Below are 22,726 nucleotides of genomic sequence, written 5' to 3' on the forward strand. Positions count from 1 at the left end.
CCCTTTATATCGCTTGTAAAATGATTGCTTTTTTGGCCGCATCCCATGTTACCCGGTATCCAAGGGCATTAGCCGCTACGGAAATAGGCAGATAGACGGTATTCTCATAGGCTGCTGCCGGAACCGGCATTGGTGTTTTCATTCGATTTTCATAGGCTGCGTTCGAGCCAGCTTTGACAATGAGTTCTTTCCCGCCTTTTTTTAGTACACATATCTTGCTTGTCGGGTAAAAGGTAGAGTCGGCATCTATAACATTTGCAAGCGTTTCGCCCCCCACCAGCAGCTGCCCATCGCGGGGAATAAAGTACATGTTCGTCTTTTTATTGCCAGCAATAACCAAGACATTTGAAGGACTGTCAACTGGCAAGGTATTTTCCGGATTATTTACTGGTTCCCTTGACCAGATATTCCAATAATCTGCTTGTTGTGTGACTTGTATTTGTTGCTGTTGGTTACCTTCCCACTCTTCATCATCGTCGTCCTCTTCCTCATATTTGTAGGATTCGCCCTTTTTTTCACCATGATCTTTGTGATAATATTCATATTCTTCATCGTCGTCATCATCATGGTCGGCGATGGCAGTGGTGCCAAGAGAAAATACTACAAAAAACGCTGCCAAAATAGTCAGCCCTTTTTTCCATTTTTTCATTATTGTTCGCCTCCTTATTGGGTTGTTTATATATAGAAGTGTAGTCCGCCTGTCTGAAAAGAAACTGAAAAGGATATGGTAAAATAAAAAATATTAACACTCTTTTAAGAAAGGGCGGTAGTTATGAAAGAAGTGGAAGACCGTGTGAAAGATCATTTACAGGTCCTTTTTGTCGGTTTTAATCCAAGCATTCGTTCTAGCGAAACCGGACATCATTTTGCCAATCCAAATAATCGCTTTTGGCGGATCCTTTTCGAGGCGGGGCTAACTCCAAGAAAATTTATGCCCTCTGAAGACGATTTATTGTTGGAGCTTGGTTTTGGAATTACCAACATTGTGGCTAGACCGACAAAGGCGGCGGATGAAATTTCGAAGGAAGAGTATCGGCAGGGGAGAGAAATCTTAAAACAAAAAATTGCCCGCTTGAGACCAAGAATTGTTTGTTATGTTGGAAAGGGAGTCTATTTGCAATTTAGCGGACGGAAAACGGCACCATGGGGAGTGCAGCCGGCAGCCGTTGTTCCCGGAACAATTGATTTTGTCGCGCCGTCTTCAAGCGGATTGGTGAGGATGAAGCTGGATGAAATGGTAGCCATTTATCAGAAACTGGCCGAGTTACTTTGACATTAAAAATCGACGGCAATGACCGTCGATGAACAACTAGGTTTCAAATTTTTGGTGATAGTGTGACAAAGTTAAAAGCGGGAAGATGTAACGATAACTATGATAATGGATATAAAAAGCTCCCACCATGCCCTGTCCTTTAGGGTAATCCATTGACCAATCCCTTCTGTCGAGTGAAGCTGCTAAATAACGGATTCCCCGCTGGATTTCCACAGTCGGGTGATCTGAAACGGCAATAAGAGCATCCAATGCCCAAGCAGTATGAACTAACGTGCTCGTGCCCAGCGCAATATATTTGTTTTGAACATCACTGCGGCAGGATTCTCCCCAGCCGCCATCGATGTTTTGAATACTCAGGAGCCAGTTGACAGCTCTTTGTACAGCCGGGTCTCTGCCGTCCAATCCAATCGCAATCAGTCCGGTAATGGCTGCCCATGTCCCATAAATATAGCAAATTCCCCAGCGCCCATACCAGGAACCATCGCTTCTTTGCTCCTTTCGCAGCCATTTGATGCCATTTTTCATAGCTGTATGATGTCGTGGCATGTTTGTGAAATTTCCGAAAAATTCCAACGTCCGCCCGGTAAGATCGGCACAGGATGGATCCATCAGCAAAAACTCTGCTTTTTCAAGGGGAAGGTATTCCAGCAGCTTGGAATCAGTATTTTTTTCAAATGCCGGCCAGCCGCCATCGGCGTTTTGCATCGATAAGGCCCAGCTCACTCCCCGCTCCCAGGCAGTGTTCGCAGGTGAAACAATCCTGGCAAGCGACCTTAAGGCAGCTGTCGTATCATCAACATCCGGCAGCATCGTATTTATATTGGAAAAACCCCAGCCTCCAGGCAAACTATTTGGATTATGAATTACCCAATCGCCAAATTTATCATGCTGCCTGCTGAGAAGATAGCGATTGGCATTTGCCACCATCGGGTCAGCTTGGGAAATGCCTGCAGATTGCAAAGTGTAGCCAATCAGAGCAGTATTCCATACATTGGCGGTTGTATACTGGATATGCGGCAGTCCATTTATCTCGCATTTCATCGACTTAATCCCGGCCACGGCATTGGTGATAACGGGATCATTTTTCTTATAACCTAGGGAAAGTAAGGCAAAAATCATTAAAAATGTACAACTGTAATAGCTGTAAAAGGTACCATCCGGTTCAATTCGCTCAAGCATGTATTTTTTTGCACGATCTATCGCAATGCGGTGCAGCTCATCAGGTAAACCGATTAAACTTTTTATCCCATCTTCTATTAAAGGGATAATGGAGTCCCATTCGTTGGACCAATTCCATGGTTCATCCTCATCCCGGTTTATCGATAACTCGGATAAATCCGGTGATTTTGCTGTTTTTAAGGAAAACTTTTTGGCTGCAAGAATCATAATGGGAGTAATATTGGCTCTCCCAAAAACGGAAAACGAATAAAAGTTGATCGGGAAAATCGGTGGCAGCAGAATCATTTCAATGGGCAGTGGGGAAAATGCTGGCCATTGGTACTGTCCTGTTACGGCAAGCATGATTTTTGTAAAAGTACTGACTTCTTTCAGGCCGCCGTGAGCTAAAATAAATCTTTTGGCTGCCTGCAAGCGTTCGTCTTTCTTGGGATAATACCCAGAGTATAATAGTGCATAATAGGCCTCCAAAGTAGCGGACACATTTCCTTCGCCTTCATCATAAAATAGTTTCCAGGCGCCATTTTTCTCCTGTTTACTGAGCAGTCGTTTGCATAACCCCTGTATCAAATCCTCATCATTTATCTCTAAAGTACGCAATAAAATGATCATATAAGCATCTGTTGAAATGCCTGTATCAAATGGATAATCCCAAGAGCCGTCGGGTGATTGGTCTTTTCTTAATGTTTCAATGATCCAATCTCTACCCATCCGTGTTCTAAACATCAACATTCCTCCATTCTCATCCCAAACATCCTTAGGCTATACATATTCCCTTTGTGCAAGGCTCATTCATTAGCGAGGTGGTTTATCATTTTTTTTACAAGAAACCGGGAGAAGACGCCACTCGACAAGATTCGCGAAGAATTAAAAAAGAAGAGCAAGAACACTTTTCAACCACCCCATCATTTGTCATTACAAGACCGCAAGCTTCTGGAAAAAATCAGAAGGGAAACTGAGAATCTAAATTTAAATAATGTAACACGAACTAAGGCTTATTTGGATTTCTATCTTCGCTATCCGGAAATAAAGTGGGCCTTTTTAGGTCATATGGTTTCCCGCAATGGTGGATGGAATATGACCGATTTAAAGGGAGAATTCCTCCCTAAGCTGCTTTCAAAAAAGGAAAGAAATTCATTTTTCAACTTTCTGGAACGGGGAAATTGGTTAATTTTTCAAGATGTCTATCCGCAATTATTGGTATATGAAGAAAGTTTGCGGCAAAATAGACCATTGTTTTATCTCTTAACCTATTTAAATATCTCCACGTTTATGGAAACGATTTGGAGTCATTTTTGGCAAAATCAGGATACCTATATTCTCTGCATCGCCCTCGTGATTAATGAACAAAGCTATTTACATCAACGGGTCATTCAACACCCGGTCTATCAAAAGGAAGTGCTGCATAAATTTGAGTTTTTTTTGCAGGATCTGCTTTCTTTTAATAACATCTTGTTCCCTTATGGTGACGGAAATTTGGCCGGCCAGACACTGCATCAATTTGAATCGTTGCACGAACGGATAATGCTGGGAAAAAGGTTATATTCGGTCCTCTTTCGTAATAAAGATTTTCTAAGACAAGTTGTCAATTGGGCGAAAGGTCATCCACATACAGGGTCAAGAAAAGATTATTGGCCGGATATTTTTAACCATGTGAAGGAAGGATTGCCTGGCTTAACTTATCCACTCCGATTGAAGGGATGCAAATTGCGGAAAGGGGCTAGAAGGTTTTATAGTCCGAGGCTTGAGCATGCCTGGAAGAATGTGCTTCAACCGGAAGCGGAAAAAGGGGATTGGTTTAAAGACAACCAGATCGTCGATTATTTAGTGGATGATAACAATACGGTTGATGGGGAGATTAAACATGAATACTGTAAAACACTTGAACGGCTTGAAGTCGCGGCCTTGGCGAAAAAAACGTTTAATTTTCTGGAATAAGAACTATTTGGCCGCGGCCTTCCTGGCGGCATTATTTGGAACCTATTCAGATCTTGTCCTTGTCGGAATCGGCATGTATGACTTTCCATTGCGGCCGTTTCCGGCAATCTTTTCAGTCAATATCCTGTTTACCTTAGTGGTTCTGCCGCTGGCAGTGATGACGATTTTACATTATACTTCCCAAGTGAATAAATGGGGGAGACGCGGAATTATTTTGTTTGTCAGCCTGTTGGTGCCGATTCTTGAAAAACTTGCAGAAGAGCTCGGGCTTTTTATTCACTCTGATCATTGGCAGCATATTTACTCATTTTTTGGCTATTGGATTTTTCTTGTCCTAATAGATGCCTTTCAGCGATGGTGGGCAAAAAGGTAAGCAAAGTTAAAAAAGGGTTGCCCAGAAAGTTATGTTTTAACTTTTGGACAACTCTTTCATGATTTAAAACTATGAACAGTACAACATTCTTAATTATTGAATTTTATACAATTTTTCGGTCAGCCTTTTTGCTATGTACGAGGGGGTTCTGCCCGTCCGTACAGTGGTTAAGTGTCCCGCAACAAGCGAAATGTTCGGACAGAACCACCCTCACATTTATTTTACCATAGACTTATAGAAAATATGTGGCTTAATTGGTTTCACTTTCATTTCATTGTGAAACAGTGTATGATTAGATTGATTTTTACATAAGGAGTGGTTAATATGGCTAAAAAAGGATACATATTAATGGAAAATGGTGAAAAGATTGAGTTTGATTTATTCCCGAATGAAGCTCCTGGAACGGTAGCGAATTTTGAGAAATTAGCTAACGAAGGTTTTTACAATGGGGTTATTTTTCACCGTGTGATCCCCGGCTTCGTGAGCCAAGGAGGGGATCCAACGGGAACTGGAATGGGCGGTCCCGGCTATACCATCAAGTGTGAAACCGAGGGAAATCCTCACAAACACATTCCTGGAGCCATCTCAATGGCACATGCCGGTAAAGATACCGGCGGCAGCCAATTCTTCATCGTCCATGAATCCCAGCCGCATCTTGATGGTGTTCATACAGTCTTTGGCCAAGTTACCTCTGGCTTAGAAACAGCTAGAAATATGAGAAATGGCGATAAAATGGTTGAGGTTAAGGTTTTTGATGTGGAATAAATGATTTAAGCGGGCTGAATCTGTCAGCCCTCTTTTTGTTCATTCGAGCGTATAACTTTAATCCTTTTTATTTTACTGGTAAAATGACTTCTATCAAACTATTGATTAGAAGAGGAATCCAAAATGAAACTAGTATCTTGGAATGTTAACGGCCTGAGGGCATGTGTGAAAAAAGGCTTTTTAGATTATTTTGAACAGGTTGATGCCGATATTTTCTGTATTCAGGAAACGAAATTGCAGGAGGGGCAAATCAATCTTGAATTAGATGGATATCTTCAATATTGGAACTATGCCGAAAGGAAGGGATACTCGGGAACGGCCGTGTTTACGAAAATTGCACCTCAATCAGTCCGCTATGGGTTAGGTACTGATGATTCCGAACCAGAGGGAAGAATCATCACACTGGAATTTGAAGATTTTTTCCTTGTCAACGTGTATACTCCCAATTCCCAGCGCGATTTAGCCAGACTTAGCTACCGGCTTGAGTGGGAGGACCGAATTAGGCAGTACCTGCAAGAGTTGGATAAGATAAAACCAGTTGTTCTATGTGGCGATTTAAATGTCGCACACCAGGAAATTGATTTACGCAATGCCAGAACAAATATTGGCAATTCCGGTTTTACTGACGAGGAAAGAGAAAAAATGACCCTGTTGTTACAAACAGGATTTGTTGATAGTTACCGTCATTTTTATCCTGATCAAGAGGGTGCTTATACTTGGTGGTCTTACATGAACAAGGTCAGGGAGCGGAATATTGGCTGGCGTATTGATTACTTTATTGTTTCGGAGACCTTTAAAGATCGTTTAAAAAATGCCGAAATTCATCCTAAAATTATGGGCAGTGATCATTGCCCAATATTGCTCGAAATACAATAAGAAAGAAATGCGCTATAAAACCCTTTACTTAAGAAGTAATGTTATCTTTTGTAAAGGGTTTTTTATTATATTTCATTTAGAAAATATTAAGCCCAAAAGTATGAGTAAAATTAATGTGGGCAAAATTTAACCCCTTCATTTGGTGAGGGATTGTCAGATCGCTCACCAAATGAAGGGGCCACCAAGCGAAAGCGCGGTAGTGTTCTAAGCTAAATACATGAAAAAGAGGGCTACTCCTTGGTAGAATCATAGTCGACCAAACCCAATCCAAAGGAGGAAGCCCTCATGCAAAAGAATAGCACAATATATCCCAATTTAAAACAGATTGAACAATTAGTTTGGAGGCAATTACAGGAAACCTTCTCAGGGGTTATGAAGACTCTTTTAGAGGACATGGACCAACAGATTGCCGAAGAGCGTAATAAAAAGCGTTATCGTCTACTCGATAAGCGTACCACCACGTTAGACAGCCTTTTTGGGGAAATCACGATTGAACGGAACTATTACCGTGATAGAGAGAAAAATGAATATGTCTATCTCCTTGATCGTTATTTGGAATTTGAAGGGGCAGGTACCTTCAGTCCCCTTATTGAGGAAGCCGCTCTAGAGCTTGCCATTACAGGGCCTTCTTACCGAAAGGCCGCAGAATCGCTTGAAACACTTTTAGGCTACCGTGTGATCAGTCACGAAGCTATACGTCAACATCTGTTACAGGTTGCCAGTATTCCAAAAGAGCGTCAGCCTATACACCGCTCAGTGTTATTTGTAGAGGTGGACGGTATATATGTGAAACGTCAGGGAAAAGGAAAAAGAGGAAAGGAAGAAAAAATAGCAGCGGTTCATCAAGGCTGGGAAATTAACGGAAAACGGGTAAGTCTAAAAGATAAACGGCATTTTATTCACCGTGGGAAACAGCCCTTTTGGGAGGCGTTTGAGGACTTTCTCATCGAGAATTTCGAGTATGACCCCACTGTCCACAAACTGGTGATAAACGGTGATGGTGCTAGTTGGATCACAGCCTGCCGTGAGCATTTTAAGGACAGGGCTTTCTTTTCGATTGACCGATTTCACGTGGCACGAGATATTCGCAGCCTGTTCCGTAAACACCCTCGCTATCGCCAAATGCAAAAGGCTCTCGCGTCCTATGACAGTCAGAAACTACTTACAGAATTAAATAATGCCGTCGGAACTCTTGAAACGAGGGAACAAGAAGAACGGCTGGACCAGTTGCTTCGTCAGCTCGAAAAGTACCCTGAAGCCCTCAGGGATTATCGAGAATGGCTTAAAGAGCAGGGGGTTGAGACATCTGGAATGAGACCAATGGGAAGTGCAGAGGGAACAATGAGAGTCTTCGCAAAAAGGCTCAAAAATGGGCGTAGTTGGGTGGAAAAAGGCGTAAGTGCCATGATCACCGGATTGGTGGCATTCCTCGATAATTTAGCTTTGAGAACACTATTCGGGCGAGTGGAAAGATGGACAGAAACCAAGGAAGAAAAGAACCCCCCGAGACATTATGTGGAAAAGGTGAAAAGCACGATTGGTGAAGCTACAAGGGATAATATCCTTTACCTAAAAGGCAAGGCGAATATTCCAGTGTACAAAGCATTAAAAGAGTTGGCCGGTTTTTAAAAAAGACAAATTTTCTATCAAGAGAGCACTCTAAATAAGTGAATCCGCTTTCACCCCTGTGGGGATAAAAAAACTGCCCACAAATACTTGACTCAAACAGCCCAAAAAAAGTAGTTGACGGATAAGAAAATGGGGAGTAATATAAGGAATGTCCTCATTACGAGATGTTTTAATTCTTTAAAACGAAATTAAAACGAATGTAGTAATGTTGACAACAAAAATTTATTATGTTAAAATAATCTTCGTCGCTGATTAATAGTATGATAGATACTGTTAATTTGGCTAACTCAATGTAGAAGCTTTGTTCTTTGAAAACTAAACAAACAAAAACGTCAACATAGAAAAGCGAAAGCACCCTGGTCAGCACCGTATGGCCTGGAGTGCTCCAACTGAGATAAAGGAAACACGAAGAGCCGAAGGCAATTCGATGTTGACTTATCGTAGGGCGGAGCGCGAAGGACACTAGGTGCTAGGGTACTGTAGCTGGACAATAATAATAATTCATTTCTTTATTGAAATGAAGCCAACGTTAAATTTTATGAGCTATTTCAACTCAACTTTATTGGAGAGTTTGATCCTGGCTCAGGACGAACGCTGGCGGCGTGCCTAATACATGCAAGTCGAGCGAATCTTTGGGAGCTTGCTCCTCGAGATTAGCGGCGGACGGGTGAGTAACACGTGGGCAACCTGCCTGTAAGACTGGGATAACTTCGGGAAACCGGAGCTAATACCGGATGATTCTTATCTGCACATGCAGATAAGCTAAAAGACGGCGCAAGCTGTCACTTACAGATGGGCCCGCGGCGCATTAGCTAGTTGGTGAGGTAACGGCTCACCAAGGCGACGATGCGTAGCCGACCTGAGAGGGTGATCGGCCACACTGGGACTGAGACACGGCCCAGACTCCTACGGGAGGCAGCAGTAGGGAATCTTCCACAATGGACGAAAGTCTGATGGAGCAACGCCGCGTGAGCGATGAAGGCCTTCGGGTCGTAAAGCTCTGTTGTTAGGGAAGAACAAGTATCGGAGTAACTGCCGGTACCTTGACGGTACCTAACCAGAAAGCCACGGCTAACTACGTGCCAGCAGCCGCGGTAATACGTAGGTGGCAAGCGTTGTCCGGAATTATTGGGCGTAAAGCGCGCGCAGGCGGTCCTTTAAGTCTGATGTGAAAGCCCACGGCTCAACCGTGGAGGGTCATTGGAAACTGGGGGACTTGAGTGCAGAAGAGGAAAGCGGAATTCCACGTGTAGCGGTGAAATGCGTAGAGATGTGGAGGAACACCAGTGGCGAAGGCGGCTTTCTGGTCTGTAACTGACGCTGAGGCGCGAAAGCGTGGGGAGCAAACAGGATTAGATACCCTGGTAGTCCACGCCGTAAACGATGAGTGCTAAGTGTTAGAGGGTTTCCGCCCTTTAGTGCTGCAGCTAACGCATTAAGCACTCCGCCTGGGGAGTACGGCCGCAAGGCTGAAACTCAAAGGAATTGACGGGGGCCCGCACAAGCGGTGGAGCATGTGGTTTAATTCGAAGCAACGCGAAGAACCTTACCAGGTCTTGACATCCTCTGACACTCCTAGAGATAGGACGTTCCCCTTCGGGGGACAGAGTGACAGGTGGTGCATGGTTGTCGTCAGCTCGTGTCGTGAGATGTTGGGTTAAGTCCCGCAACGAGCGCAACCCTTGATCTTAGTTGCCAGCATTCAGTTGGGCACTCTAAGGTGACTGCCGGTGACAAACCGGAGGAAGGTGGGGATGACGTCAAATCATCATGCCCCTTATGACCTGGGCTACACACGTGCTACAATGGATGGTACAAAGGGCAGCGAAGCCGCGAGGCTAAGCCAATCCCATAAAACCATTCTCAGTTCGGATTGCAGGCTGCAACTCGCCTGCATGAAGCCGGAATCGCTAGTAATCGCGGATCAGCATGCCGCGGTGAATACGTTCCCGGGCCTTGTACACACCGCCCGTCACACCACGAGAGTTTGTAACACCCGAAGTCGGTGGGGTAACCGCAAGGAGCCAGCCGCCTAAGGTGGGACAGATGATTGGGGTGAAGTCGTAACAAGGTAGCCGTATCGGAAGGTGCGGCTGGATCACCTCCTTTCTAAGGATAAAAAGTTTGACGTTTTTGTTGTTTAGTTTTGAGAGAATGAATCTCTCAATGAAGTAATGTGCTCCTGCGCCGACGCATATTCGTAGAAGATTATGCTCAGCTCGTCGCAAGGCAGCATGAAGCAAAACTAAGGAGATTTTTCATGAAGTTGATTCGTGGAAGTCGCCTCGTTCCTTGAAAACTAGATAATCGTATGAAGAAGTAACCAAGTAAGAACCGAGTATCGCTCATTTATGGTTTTAAACCTTTTAGGTAATGGCAAATTAGCAGCGAGAAGGTCAAGGAAGCAAGTGAGCGAAGACCGGAGCGTGCTTAAGGGCACGTGAGGATCTGAGTGAATGAAACTGACGCAGAGATTCGACGCTGATCATTTGTCAGAGGTTAAGTTAGAAAGGGCGCACGGTGAATGCCTTGGCACTAGGAGCCGATGAAGGACGGGACTAACACCGATATGCTTCGGGGAGCTGTAAGTAAGCGTTGATCCGGAGATTTCCGAATGGGGGAACCCCCTGCTCGTAATGGAGCAGGATCCTTACCTGAATTCATAGGGTAAGGAAGGCAGACCCGGGGAACTGAAACATCTAAGTACCCGGAGGAAGAGAAAGCAAACGCGATTCCCTAAGTAGCGGCGAGCGAAACGGGAACAGCCCAAACCGAAAGGCTTGCCTTTCGGGGTTGTAGGACACTCAACATGGAGTTACAAAGGAACGAAGTAGACGAAGCGATCTGGAAAGGTCCGCAAGAGAAGGTAAAAGCCCTGTAGTTGAAACTTCGTTCCCTCCTGAGTGGATCCTGAGTACGGCCGGACACGTGAAATCCGGTCGGAAGCTGGGAGGACCATCTCCCAAGGCTAAATACTCCCTAGTGACCGATAGTGAACCAGTACCGTGAGGGAAAGGTGAAAAGCACCCCGGGAGGGGAGTGAAAGAGAACCTGAAACCGTGTGCCTACAAGTAGTCAAAGCCCATTCATGGGTAATGGCGTGCCTTTTGTAGAATGAACCGGCGAGTTACGATTGCATGCAAGGTTAAGTTGAAGAGACGGAGCCGCAGCGAAAGCGAGTCTTAAGTAGGGCGATCTTTAGTATGTAGTTGTAGACCCGAAACCAGGTGATCTACCCATGTCCAGGGTGAAGGTAGGGTAACACCTACTGGAGGCCCGAACCCACGCACGTTGAAAAGTGCGGGGATGAGGTGTGGGTAGCGGAGAAATTCCAATCGAACTTGGAGATAGCTGGTTCTCTCCGAAATAGCTTTAGGGCTAGCCTCACGGCTTGGAGTCTTGGAGGTAGAGCACTGTTTGGACTAGGGGCCCTCATCGGGTTACCGAATTCAGACAAACTCCGAATGCCAAAGACTTACCCGTGGGAGTCAGACTGCGAGTGATAAGATCCGTAGTCAAAAGGGAAACAGCCCAGACCACCAGCTAAGGTCCCAAAGTATACGTTAAGTGGAAAAGGATGTGGAGTTGCTTAGACAACCAGGATGTTGGCTTAGAAGCAGCCACCATTTAAAGAGTGCGTAATAGCTCACTGGTCGAGTGACTCTGCGCCGAAAATGTACCGGGGCTAAACGTATCACCGAAGCTGTGGATGGACACCGCTGGTGTCCGTGGTAGGAGAGCGTTCTAAGGGCGTTGAAGCTGGACCGGAAGGACTGGTGGAGCGCTTAGAAGTGAGAATGCCGGTATGAGTAGCGAAAGATGAGCGAGAATCTCATCCACCGAATGCCTAAGGTTTCCTGAGGAAGGCTCGTCCGCTCAGGGTTAGTCGGGACCTAAGCCGAGGCCGAAAGGCGTAGGCGATGGACAACAGGTTGATATTCCTGTACCACCTCTGAATCGTTTGAGTGATGGGGGGACGCAGGAGGATAGGGTAAGCGCGCTGCTGGTCATGCGCGTCCAAGCAGTTAGGCTGGTGAATAGGAAAATCCGTTCACCGTGAGGCTGAGCTGTGACGGCGAGGGAAATACAGTACCGAAGTTCCTGATTCCACACTGCCAAGAAAAGCCTCTAGCGAGATTCAAGGTGCCCGTACCGCAAACCGACACAGGTAGGCGAGGAGAGAATCCTAAGGTGAGCGAGAGAACTCTCGTTAAGGAACTCGGCAAAATGACCCCGTAACTTCGGGAGAAGGGGTGCTTTTTAGGGTGTCAAAGCCCTGAGAAGCCGCAGTGAATAGGCCCAGGCGACTGTTTAGCAAAAACACAGGTCTCTGCGAAGCCGCAAGGCGAAGTATAGGGGCTGACGCCTGCCCGGTGCTGGAAGGTTAAGAGGAGGGGTTAGCTCACGCGAAGCTCTGAATCGAAGCCCCAGTAAACGGCGGCCGTAACTATAACGGTCCTAAGGTAGCGAAATTCCTTGTCAGGTAAGTTCTGACCCGCACGAAAGGCGTAACGATCTGGGTACTGTCTCAACGAGAGACTCGGTGAAATTATAGTACCTGTGAAGATGCAGGTTACCCGCGACAGGACGGAAAGACCCCATGGAGCTTTACTGTAGCCTGATATTGAATTTTGGTACAGCTTGTACAGGATAGGTAGGAGCCTGAGAAACCGGAGCGCTAGCTTCGGTGGAGGCGTCGGTGGGATACTACCCTGGCTGTATTGAAATTCTAACCCGCACCCCTGATCGGGGTGGGAGACAGTGTCAGGTGGGCAGTTTGACTGGGGCGGTCGCCTCCCAAAGTGTAACGGAGGCGCCCAAAGGTTCCCTCAGAATGGTTGGAAATCATTCGCAGAGTGTAAAGGCACAAGGGAGCTTGACTGCGAGACCTACAAGTCGAGCAGGGACGAAAGTCGGGCTTAGTGATCCGGTGGTTCCGCATGGAAGGGCCATCGCTCAACGGATAAAAGCTACCCTGGGGATAACAGGCTTATCTCCCCCAAGAGTCCACATCGACGGGGAGGTTTGGCACCTCGATGTCGGCTCATCGCATCCTGGGGCTGTAGTCGGTCCCAAGGGTTGGGCTGTTCGCCCATTAAAGCGGTACGCGAGCTGGGTTCAGAACGTCGTGAGACAGTTCGGTCCCTATCCGTCGTGGGCGCAGGAAATTTGAGAGGAGCTGTCCTTAGTACGAGAGGACCGGGATGGACGCACCGCTGGTGTACCAGTTGTCTTGCCAAAGGCATCGCTGGGTAGCTATGTGCGGACGGGATAAGTGCTGAAAGCATCTAAGCATGAAGCCCCCCTCGAGATGAGATTTCCCATAGCTTTAAGCTAGTAAGATCCCTGAAAGATGATCAGGTTGATAGGTCAGAGGTGGAAGCGTGGTGACACGTGGAGCTGACTGATACTAATCGATCGAGGACTTAACCAAATTCGAAAAGCGGAAGCGTCCGCTTAGCAACGTATGGCTTGGAGGGCTTTGACTGAGATAAAGGAAACACGAAGAGTGAAACGATTCGATGTTGACTTATCGTAGGGAAAAGACCGAAAGACACTAGTTGCTGGACGCTGGAGCTGGACAATTAATATAAGCGAAACTCGTTCTTATAACTTCTTCTGTATTATCTAGTTTTGAGGGAATGAAACCTCTATATTAAGCATCTATATTATATGATTGACTTTACAATTATTTAAATATGCGGGTGTGGCGGAATCGGCAGACGCGCTAGATTCAGGTTCTAGTGGTAGTAATACCGTATGGGTTCAAGTCCCTTCACCCGCATCAAGGTTTAAATTGCGGAAGTAGTTCAGTGGTAGAACACCACCTTGCCAAGGTGGGGGTCGCGGGTTCGAATCCCGTCTTCCGCTTATCCATATGCAAATATTGTTGATCGTATGGATTATTGTTTCTCTTACTATTATGGATTCCTATTACATCGGGAAATAGCTCAGCTTGGTAGAGCACCACGTTCGGGACGTGGGGGTCGCAGGTTCAAATCCTGTTTTCCCGACCATTTGGGGTCTTAGCTCAGATGGGAGAGCGCCTGCTTCGCATGCAGGAGGTCAGCGGTTCAATCCCGCTAGGCTCCACCATTGGAATTGAATTATGGCGGTGTAGCTCAGCTGGCTAGAGCGTACGGTTCATACCCGTAAGGTCGGGGGTTCGATCCCCTCCGCCGCTACTTAAAAACATTTTATAAGCTATATTTATTGACACGTATGTGGTTTCATTTTAAAACTAAAGACAAAAGATTATTTAAATAAATGACGTTTTCCTCTATTATGAGGAAAACGTTTTTTTATTCCTTTCGGCAAGAAGACTCCATCTGATTTGTGTTACGGGCACAAGCCTAACAATTCAGGTGGTGATGAATTGCTGTCAGCCAATAGGCTGAAATCTTTTGTTTGGTTTGCATCGTGATCCCACTACTCATAGAACAGATGTTTGTTTAATTCAGTGTGAACTCTCTAGAAAGGTGGTGAACAAAATGACCAGGAAAAAGGCAGTTAAAGTATTGCGTAAACAAAAGAAAACCGAAAACATTCAACGTTTCACTCAAAAACAGAATATCGGACGTAGTATCCTTACAGCTAAAGAATTTCGTCTACTTCAACATATGGCACACAGCTCAAAGGCATTGCGAAATGTTGGATTGTATACGATTAAACAAAGCCTCTTGAGCAAGGGCAAGATGGCTACTGTAAAAGAAGTTGACGCTGCCATGAAGGCAGATGTTAATTATTGGGGCGTTCAATCAAACTCTGCTCAAGCCATTCGCCGAGCATTGTTTTCTGATGTAAAGAGCTTTTTTAAAGCATTAGAACAGTGGAAGAAAAGCCCAGAAAAATTCACTGGTCGTCCTAAGTTTCCAAAGTATTCTCGTTCTACTGAAAAACGAATCATCGAAATCTATCAAGTTCCGAAAGTTGATAACGATGGATACTGGATGATTCCAATGAATGTTGAATTTAGAAAACGGTTTGGTTCTATCAAAATCCGAATGCCTAAAAACTTGTTAAATAAAAAAATAGCCTACATTGAAATTGTACCCAAACAAAAAGGTCGGTTCTTTGAGGTGCATTACACTTATGAAATGCAAATCTCTCAAATGAAGAAGCAGCGGGCGACCACAACGAATGCTTTGAGTTGCGATTTAGGTGTAGACCGATTGCTGAGTTGTGCAACAAATAAAGGGGATACCTTCTTAATAGATGGCAAAAAACTAAAATCCATCAACCAATACTTCAACAAAACGATTAGCTATCTGCAACAGAAAAATATCAACAACGGGATTTCAAAAAGGATCGTCACGAACTCTATCGCAAAGCTTTGGAAAAAGCGTGAAAACCAAATCAACGGTTATATCTCGCAAGCTGTAGGTTTACTGTTCAAAAAAGTAAGCGAATTCAACATTGATACGATAGTTGTCGGCTATAATGCCGGATGGAAACAAGAGTCTGATATGGGTAAAAAGAACAATCAGAAATTTGTTCAAATTCCCTTCCATAAACTGATTTCAGCCATCGAAAACAAATGTTTGAAAGAGGGTATTCGTTTTGTGAAGCAGGAGGAAAGTTACACATCAAAGGCTAGTTTCCTAGACAAAGATATGATCCCTGTTTGGTCAAAAAATGACCCATCCAATTACTCCTTCAGCGGCAAACGAATCCATCGTGGATTATATCGAAGTAAAACAGGACAATGTATTCACGCTGACATTAATGGCGCATTGAATATTTTGAGAAAATCTGAAGTTGTAGAAATGGGTGGATATCTCCAAGTGAACACTCCAATCAAATTAGAGGTGCAAAAACGTAAGGCTGTTGCTTTGCGCATAGCTTAGTGGGTGCGTCAACCATCCATGTGTACTCGACTTTTTGTCGGGGCTTGTATGGCTCTTTTTCGGAAGGGTGGTGCAAGTGGGAAAACGATCGTTCGTCGCCAGTACCGACCAAAAACAGTGCTTTGGGGAGTGCTGAACAGTGCTTGCCACTCAGAGCGTCACTCGTCTCAGACGAAAAGACCTGAGTGGCTAACTCAAGCCCCCACTGAAACAGGAACCGTAAGGTTCTCAGTGGGGGTACGTTGACTGAGCAAAGTAATCCCGCCAAATGATCATGGCGGGATTTTTTCTGTAAATCAAAGATAAATTGTTTGCGATATTGTCAAAGTTTTTGTTCCAGAACATTGCTAAATATAATATACTATATATAAAAAAAGTATAGCATATTTGTTTTAGCTAACTTAATTGTAACATCATTATTGTGCTTAAGGGGGTGGTCATAATTAAACTAACGAAGCGTCAGGATGAAATCCTGCAAATTGTAAAAAAAAATGGACCCATCACCGGAAAAGAAATTGCAGAGAGACTTTCCGTATCGAGAGCAGCCTTAAGACCAGATTTGGCAATCTTAACGATGTCAGGAAATTTAGATGCAAGACCCCGAGTAGGTTACTTTTATAATGAACAGTTTGCCGTAAAACGGCAGGCGGAAAAATATCTTCACCAAAAGGTGACGAATTTTAAAGCACACCCGATTGTTGTTGAAAAATCAACCTCTGTATACGACGCCATTGTCCAGTTATTTTTAGAAGATGTCGGAACACTTTATGCAGTCGATTTAGAGGGTCATTTAGCTGGAGTTGTATCACGGAAAGATTTATTAAGGGCAGCAATTGGAAATCAAAATCTGCAAGAACTACCAGTAAGTGTCATTATGACGCGGATGCCGAATATTATTACTATTTTTCCTGAAGAAACCTTATACGAGGCAGCCAAAAAAATGATTAATTATCATGTTGATTCATTACCGGTTGTGAAGGAAGTGGACAAACAGAGTAATACATATTTATTAGTAGGACGGATTACCAAAACAACCATAACCCGTGCTTATCTGGAATTAATGGAAGAAAAAGTAGACTAAAGGGGAGTTGCTGCCATTTTGGAAACGAAGCAAGTTGTTTATGTGATATCAGACTCGGTTGGTGAAACGGCCGAGCTTGTTGTCAAAGCAGTGGCAACACAGTTTAACGGCGGTCATGTCGAGATTCGCCGAAATTCTTATGTAGATGACATTGAGGATATAGAGGATGTTATTTTGTTAGCAAAAAGAGGGAATTCTCTAATTGCTTACACAATCGTAATACCGGACTTAAAAGAATATTTGGATAAAAGAGCAGTCGAAGAGGGGATCGTTGCGGTTGATTTACTCAGCCCTTTAATGAATGCATTTACTGTCAAGTTTAACCAGGAACCGCATCATCAGCCTGGCCTGATGCGGCAATTAGACGAGGAATATTTCCGAAAAATTGAAGCGATTGAATTTGCGGTTAAATATGATGATGGTCGGGATCCGAGAGGAATATTAAAAGCCGATATTGTTTTAATCGGCGTTTCACGGACATCTAAAACACCATTGTCGATGTACCTGGCACATAAGCGCTATAAAGTGGCAAATGTTCCGCTTGTACCCGAGGTACCGCCACCAGAAGAATTATTTCAAATACCAAGAAAAAATTGTATCGGTTTAATCATTTCACCGGATAAGTTAAATGAAATTCGCAAAGAACGACTTAAAGCATTAGGGTTAGCTTCACGGGCCAATTATGCAAGCTTTCAACGGATTCTTGATGAATTGGATTATGCTGAAAAAATTATGAAGCGGGTTGGCTGTCCGATTATCAATGTTTCCAATAAAGCAGTAGAAGAAACGGCCGGTTTAATCTTAGATGTGTTGAAAAAAGAGAGGAGCTCTTAATCATGGAGAAATTTGTTTATTTGTTTCACGAAGGTAATGGAAATATGCGGGATTTGCTAGGCGGAAAAGGGGCCAATCTGGCGGAAATGACAAGAATCGGGCTGCCGGTTCCTTTCGGTTTTACAATTACAACCCAGGCCTGTAACGCATACTATGAATCTGGTAAAACCATTCCTAATCTGGTAGAAAAACAAACCATTGAAGCACTCACTGTTTTGGAAGAAAAAATGGGTAAAAAATTGGGTGATCCGCAAAATCCTTTGCTAGTTTCTGTTCGTTCAGGCTCCGTTTTTTCTATGCCTGGCATGATGGATACGATTTTGAATCTCGGGATGAATGATGAAACGGTTGTCGGAGTGGCAAAGTTAACAAATAATCCACGATTTGCCTATGATTCCTACCGCCGATTTATCCAAATGTTTAGCAATGTGGTACTCGAAATTGATACGTTTTTCTTTGAACAATTATTAGAAGATACACGTGAACAAAAGGGCTACTCCGTTGACCCAGAAATGACTGCGGAGGACTGGCAAGAAATTATTGCCGGCTACAAAGAAATAGTCAAAAAGCACACGAGAAAAGATTTCCCGCAGGATCCAAAGGAACAGCTATTTTTAGCCATAAATGCAGTATTTAATTCTTGGAATAATCAGCGTGCGATTGTTTACCGCCGCTTGAATAAAATCCCCGATCATTTAGGTACGGCTGTAAACGTTCAAAGTATGGTATTCGGGAATATGGGAGACGATTCCGGCACCGGCGTTGCTTTTACAAGAAATCCTTCCACTGGGGAACCGGTCCTTTACGGGGAGTATTTAATCAATGCTCAAGGGGAAGACGTTGTTGCCGGAATCCGTACACCGCAGCCGATTGCCACTTTAAAAGAGGAAATGCCAGGGGTGTACCAGCAATTTGCCGATACTTGTCACCGTCTTGAGCAGCATTACCAAGAAATGCAGGATATTGAGTTTACTGTTGAGCGCGGCAAGCTTTTCATATTACAGACTCGAAATGGTAAGCGGACCGCACAAGCAGCTATCCGAATTGCGGTTGACATGGAAAAAGAAGGGATCATTGATAAAAAGACCGCATTGCTCCGTGTTGACCCGGATCAACTGAATCAACTGCTGCATCGGCGAATTGACGATTCGGTACCGAAAACGATTTTAGCAAAGGGTCTGCCTGCATCTCCTGGAGCAGCAACGGGGCAAGTGGTCTTTAATGCCGATGAGGCAGAACAATTGGGAAATGAAGGGAGAAAGGTGATTCTTGTGTCACCGGAAACAACTCCGGATGATATCCACGGGATGGTGGCCTCACAGGCGATTTTAACAAGCCGGGGCGGCATGACAAGCCATGCCGCTGTCGTAGCCCGCGGTATGGGCAAGGCTTGCATTTGCGGTTGTGAAGCATTAAAGATTGATATGAAAGGGAAGTTTTTTACAGTTGGCGATACTGTTGTTCGTCATGGCGATGTCATTACGATTGATGGCTCCACCGGTGAGATTATGCTTGGGGAAATTCCGATGATTGATCCGGAGCTATCTGAGGAGTTCCAACAGTTGCTAACCTGGGCGGATGAAGAACGAAAATTTGGTGTCCGTGCCAATGCCGATACCCCGGAGGATGCCAAAAAATCGTTTGAATTTGGTGCAGGCGGAATTGGCCTATGCCGCACGGAGCATATGTTTATGGATATTAAGCGAATCCCAATTGTTCAAAAAATGATCCTCGCAGAAAACTTTAATGAGCGAATGGAAGCTTTAGAGCAGCTGCTGCCAATGCAGCAAGGTGATTTTGAAGGGATTTTTGAGGCGATGCAGGGATACCCGGTCACAATTCGTCTGCTTGACCCGCCATTGCATGAATTCTTACCGGATAAGGAGGAATTATTAGTTGAGGTTACCAAACTGCAAATCCTTGAACCGCAATCAGACGAATTAAAACAAAAAGAGCAATTGCTGAAAAAAGTTCGGCAATTGGATGAATTTAATCCAATGCTTGGTCATCGCGGCTGCCGCTTAGGAATGATTTATCCAGAAATCTACGAAATGCAGGCAAAAGCTATTTTTTACGCAGCTGCCGCCTTAGCGGAAAAGGGCATGGCGGTAAAGCCGGAAATCATGATCCCGCTTGTTGGCCACGTTAATGAATTAAAACAAATGCGACAACTTGTGATAGATGCCGCAGCCAAGGTACAAGAAGAAACAGGCAAGCAATTTGAGTACACGATTGGCACGATGATTGAAATACCTCGCGCAGCCCTAACGGCAGACAAAATTGCTGAGGAAGCTGATTTCTTCTCTTTTGGCACGAATGATTTGACCCAAACAACATTCGGCTACAGCCGTGATGACGCTGAAGGAAAATTCCTGCAAGCCTATATTGAAAACAAAGTTCTACCGGAAAATCCATTTGCGGTCCTTGATCAGGAAGGTGTGGGCAAGTTGGTGGAAATGGGCGTTAAGCTTGGCCGCAAGACAAAACCATCGTTAAAAACTGGTATTTGCGGTGAGCATGGGGGAGAAAAGAGTTCCATTGATTTTTGCTACAGAGCGGGCTTAGATTATGTCAGCTGTTCGCCATATCGTGTCCCATTGGCACGACTTGCAGCAGCTCAAGCAACAATCCGCCATGAATTAAAGCATGAAGAAGTTTATACAACAGCATAGTTGATATTGTTAACGGCGCCGTAATGGGTGCCGTTTTTTCATCGAAATCAATTCAATTAAGAGAAAAAATATTCAAAATATTATGTTGACAACTTTAAATTAACTGAATAAAATAAAAACTGAGAGGTGATTCACTTGTCAGAAAGTTTATTGGATGAAACGACTAACTTGACGAGAAAAGCAATGGCAACTAGAGAGAAACTACTGAATGCAGCGGAAAAGGTCTTTGGAAAAAAGGGATATTTTGAAGCGTCCGTGGTGAATATTACGCAAGAAGCTGGGGTTGGACAAGGAACATTTTATAATTATTTCCAATCAAAAAAGGAAATATTTGATGCCCTCATTCAACAATACAGCCGCCAATTGAGAATGGCAATTAAAGAGGAAATGAAAGACGCCTCCACTCATGAAGAGGCACAAAGGAAGGGTTTTCAAGCCTTTTTTAATTGGGTAAAACAACATCCTGAATTATATAGCATTGTCCAACAGTCGGTTGTTGTGGATCAGGAATTATATCGTTGGTACTACGCAAAACTGGCATCTGGATTTCTCAAAAGCTTGTCTCAGGGGGTTGAAGATGGGGAATTTAGGAATACCCATTTAGAAACAGTTGCTTATTGTTTGATGTCAATCGGGCAGTTCTTGGGGATGCGTTGGGTTTTTTGGGAAGGCCAAGATGTACCGGAACAAGTTTTTAATGCAGCGATGGGATTAATTTTCAATGGTATCAAAAATGATCAATGAGGGGGATTTGCATGCAGGGCATGGCTTATTGGATTGAAAAACGGGCAATGACCAATCCGAACCGCATCGCTGTTATGACAGAAACTGAACAGCTGACGTATAAAGAGTTGGATGAAAAAATACGTGGTATGGCTGCAATCCTAAAAAATAACTGGAGGGTGAAAAAGGGAGACAGAATTGCCATCCTGTCGCAAAACAGACTTGAGTATGTTGTATTATTGTTTTCGATTGCAAAACTTCAATGCGTCGCTGTTCCTTTAAATATTCGGTTAAATGTGAACGAATTGCTTTTTCAAATAAAGGATAGCGGAGCAACCATTCTAGTGAGGGAAGATACCTTTGCCGAGATGGCTCAAAGTATCCAACAGGAGACCGGGATAGAACTGGTTCCTATCGATCTGTTAAATCAGATCACCATTTCAGAGGATCTGCCTTGGGAAGATTCAATCAATGAAAATGCTCCATACATTATTTGCTATACTTCTGGGACAACTGGGAAGCCTAAAGGGGCGGTCTTGACTCAAAACAATATGTATTGGAATGCTATTAATAACGTCCTCGCCATTGATTTGACTTCGATGGATCGTTCCATTGTTTTATTGCCGCTTTTTCATATAGGCGGGATTGGTTTATTTGCCTTGCCAACACTTTTTGTAGGGGGAACGATTATTATACCGGGTAAATTTGACCCCGATAAAGCGATTGAAATGATTGAAAAATATCAAGTGACGGTCGTAATGGGGGTACCCTCTATTCATCAAGCAATCTACCATTGTCAAGCCTTCCACAAAGCAAATTTTCGTTCCGTCCGTTGGTTTTATAGCGGTGGTGCACCCTGCCCCCATGAATTGATTCATGCGTTCAAGGATAAGGGCTATATATTGGGCCAAGGATTTGGGATGACGGAAACATCGCCTTCCGTATTTTTGTTAAGCAGGGAAGATGCACTGAGAAAAATAGGTTCAGTCGGAAAACCGGTACAATTCTGCGAATTTAAGCTTGTTGATGGAGAGGGCCATGAGGTAAAGTCTGGTGAAGTGGGCCACTTAATCGTCCGTGGGCCAAATGTTATGACGAAATATTGGAACAGACCGGAGGCAACAAATGAAGCAATTCAAAATGGCTGGTTTCACACTGGAGACTTGGCTAAGGTAGATGAGGAAGGATTTGTTTATATTATTGGCCGAAAAAAAGAAATGATTATATCAGGAGGGGAAAACATTTATCCACTTGAAGTGGAGCAAGTCATTAATCAACTTCCTGATGTACTGGAGGTGGGTGTGTTGGGTGTACCGGATATTAAATGGGGCGAGGTACCAATAGCATTTATTGCTAAAAAGGAAGGTGCTACGATGACAGCAGAGGAAGTTCAGGAATATTGCAGGCAATACCTGGCCAAATATAAGGTGCCCAAGGAAATATATTTTATTGATGAATTGCCTAAAAATGCCACTGGTAAAATCCAAAAAAGCCAACTGGTATTAGTGAGAGAGCAGGTAAAACAATAATGGCCTAAGC

General features: G+C 44.2%; 14 protein-coding genes, 5 tRNA genes and 2 rRNA genes. 19 read left to right on the forward strand and 2 right to left on the reverse strand.

The features are described 5' to 3' along the window. Positions 1 to 4: 4 nt before the first annotated feature. Positions 5 to 649, reverse strand: a complete 645-nt coding sequence (locus tag RCG24_RS04105) for a copper amine oxidase N-terminal domain-containing protein (protein ID WP_308078366.1) — start codon at positions 647 to 649, stop codon at positions 5 to 7. A gap of 123 nt (positions 650 to 772) precedes the next feature. On the opposite strand from RCG24_RS04105, the gene RCG24_RS04110 reads away from it, so the two are divergent. Continuing rightward, on the forward strand, positions 773 to 1,273 hold the full coding sequence (locus tag RCG24_RS04110) for a mismatch-specific DNA-glycosylase (RefSeq protein WP_308078367.1): 501 nt from the start codon (positions 773 to 775) through the stop codon (positions 1,271 to 1,273). 36 nt (positions 1,274 to 1,309) lie between these two features. On the opposite strand, the gene shc is transcribed toward RCG24_RS04110, so the two are convergent. Beyond that, the gene (shc, locus tag RCG24_RS04115) at positions 1,310 to 3,181 is read right to left on the reverse strand and encodes a squalene--hopene cyclase (RefSeq protein ID WP_374049122.1); all 1,872 of its coding nucleotides are present in this window, start codon (positions 3,179 to 3,181) and stop codon (positions 1,310 to 1,312) included. An 81-nt stretch (positions 3,182 to 3,262) separates the two neighbouring features. On the opposite strand from shc, the gene RCG24_RS04120 reads away from it, so the two are divergent. The 18 genes from RCG24_RS04120 (at position 3,263) to RCG24_RS04205 (ending at position 22,716) form a co-directional block, all read left to right on the forward strand. Beyond that, entirely contained in the window at positions 3,263 to 4,387 is a 1,125-nt protein-coding gene (locus RCG24_RS04120; protein WP_202654686.1) for a DUF2515 domain-containing protein, read from the forward strand. Further along, positions 4,314 to 4,760, forward strand: coding sequence for a CBO0543 family protein (locus RCG24_RS04125; protein ID WP_235888120.1), 447 nt, complete (start codon positions 4,314 to 4,316; stop codon positions 4,758 to 4,760). Before RCG24_RS04120 ends, RCG24_RS04125 begins: the two co-directional genes overlap by 74 nt. Before the next feature lie 324 nt (positions 4,761 to 5,084). Further along, complete coding sequence (locus RCG24_RS04130) at positions 5,085 to 5,525, forward strand: peptidylprolyl isomerase (RefSeq protein WP_202654666.1); 441 nt, start codon at positions 5,085 to 5,087, stop codon at positions 5,523 to 5,525. 123 nt (positions 5,526 to 5,648) lie between these two features. Beyond that, the gene (locus RCG24_RS04135) at positions 5,649 to 6,401 is read left to right on the forward strand and encodes an exodeoxyribonuclease III (RefSeq protein ID WP_202654665.1); all 753 of its coding nucleotides are present in this window, start codon (positions 5,649 to 5,651) and stop codon (positions 6,399 to 6,401) included. A 285-nt stretch (positions 6,402 to 6,686) separates the two neighbouring features. Next, positions 6,687 to 8,030: an ISLre2 family transposase gene (locus RCG24_RS04140; RefSeq protein WP_308077453.1), complete on the forward strand. Its 1,344-nt coding sequence runs from the start codon at positions 6,687 to 6,689 to the stop codon at positions 8,028 to 8,030. A 559-nt stretch (positions 8,031 to 8,589) separates the two neighbouring features. Further along, positions 8,590 to 10,139 (forward strand): 16S ribosomal RNA (locus tag RCG24_RS04145). A 388-nt stretch (positions 10,140 to 10,527) separates the two neighbouring features. Continuing rightward, a 23S ribosomal RNA gene (locus tag RCG24_RS04150) occupies positions 10,528 to 13,464 on the forward strand. The 16S and 23S rRNA genes sit together here with 5 tRNA genes alongside, the layout of an rRNA operon. Before the next feature lie 267 nt (positions 13,465 to 13,731). Beyond that, positions 13,732 to 13,815 (forward strand) — tRNA-Leu (locus tag RCG24_RS04155). A 14-nt stretch (positions 13,816 to 13,829) separates the two neighbouring features. Next, positions 13,830 to 13,901: transfer RNA gene (locus tag RCG24_RS04160), tRNA-Gly, on the forward strand. Positions 13,902 to 13,970: 69 nt separating this feature from the next. Beyond that, positions 13,971 to 14,047, forward strand: a tRNA-Pro gene (locus tag RCG24_RS04165). A gap of 3 nt (positions 14,048 to 14,050) precedes the next feature. Next, positions 14,051 to 14,126: transfer RNA gene (locus RCG24_RS04170), tRNA-Ala, on the forward strand. Between the two features lie 15 nt (positions 14,127 to 14,141). Continuing rightward, a tRNA-Met gene (locus RCG24_RS04175) sits at positions 14,142 to 14,215 on the forward strand. A gap of 306 nt (positions 14,216 to 14,521) precedes the next feature. Next, positions 14,522 to 15,877, forward strand: a complete 1,356-nt coding sequence (locus tag RCG24_RS04180) for an RNA-guided endonuclease TnpB family protein (protein ID WP_202653103.1) — start codon at positions 14,522 to 14,524, stop codon at positions 15,875 to 15,877. Positions 15,878 to 16,316: 439 nt separating this feature from the next. Then, positions 16,317 to 16,958 (forward strand): transcriptional regulator CcpN, encoded by a 642-nt coding sequence (locus tag RCG24_RS04185; protein ID WP_308079104.1) that lies wholly within the window; start codon positions 16,317 to 16,319, stop codon positions 16,956 to 16,958. Between the two features lie 18 nt (positions 16,959 to 16,976). Then, positions 16,977 to 17,792: a pyruvate, water dikinase regulatory protein gene (locus tag RCG24_RS04190; protein WP_308078369.1), complete on the forward strand. Its 816-nt coding sequence runs from the start codon at positions 16,977 to 16,979 to the stop codon at positions 17,790 to 17,792. A 2-nt stretch (positions 17,793 to 17,794) separates the two neighbouring features. After that, entirely contained in the window at positions 17,795 to 20,464 is a 2,670-nt protein-coding gene (gene ppdK, locus RCG24_RS04195; RefSeq protein ID WP_308078370.1) for a pyruvate, phosphate dikinase, read from the forward strand. A gap of 183 nt (positions 20,465 to 20,647) precedes the next feature. Then, positions 20,648 to 21,208, forward strand: a complete 561-nt coding sequence (locus RCG24_RS04200; RefSeq protein WP_374049147.1) for a TetR/AcrR family transcriptional regulator — start codon at positions 20,648 to 20,650, stop codon at positions 21,206 to 21,208. An 11-nt stretch (positions 21,209 to 21,219) separates the two neighbouring features. Beyond that, entirely contained in the window at positions 21,220 to 22,716 is a 1,497-nt protein-coding gene (locus RCG24_RS04205; protein ID WP_308078372.1) for an o-succinylbenzoate--CoA ligase, read from the forward strand. The last annotated feature ends 10 nt before the right edge of the window (positions 22,717 to 22,726 follow it).

Source organism: Neobacillus sp. OS1-32, assembly GCF_030915425.1.
Taxonomy (GTDB): domain Bacteria; phylum Bacillota; class Bacilli; order Bacillales; family Cytobacillaceae; genus Neobacillus; species Neobacillus paridis.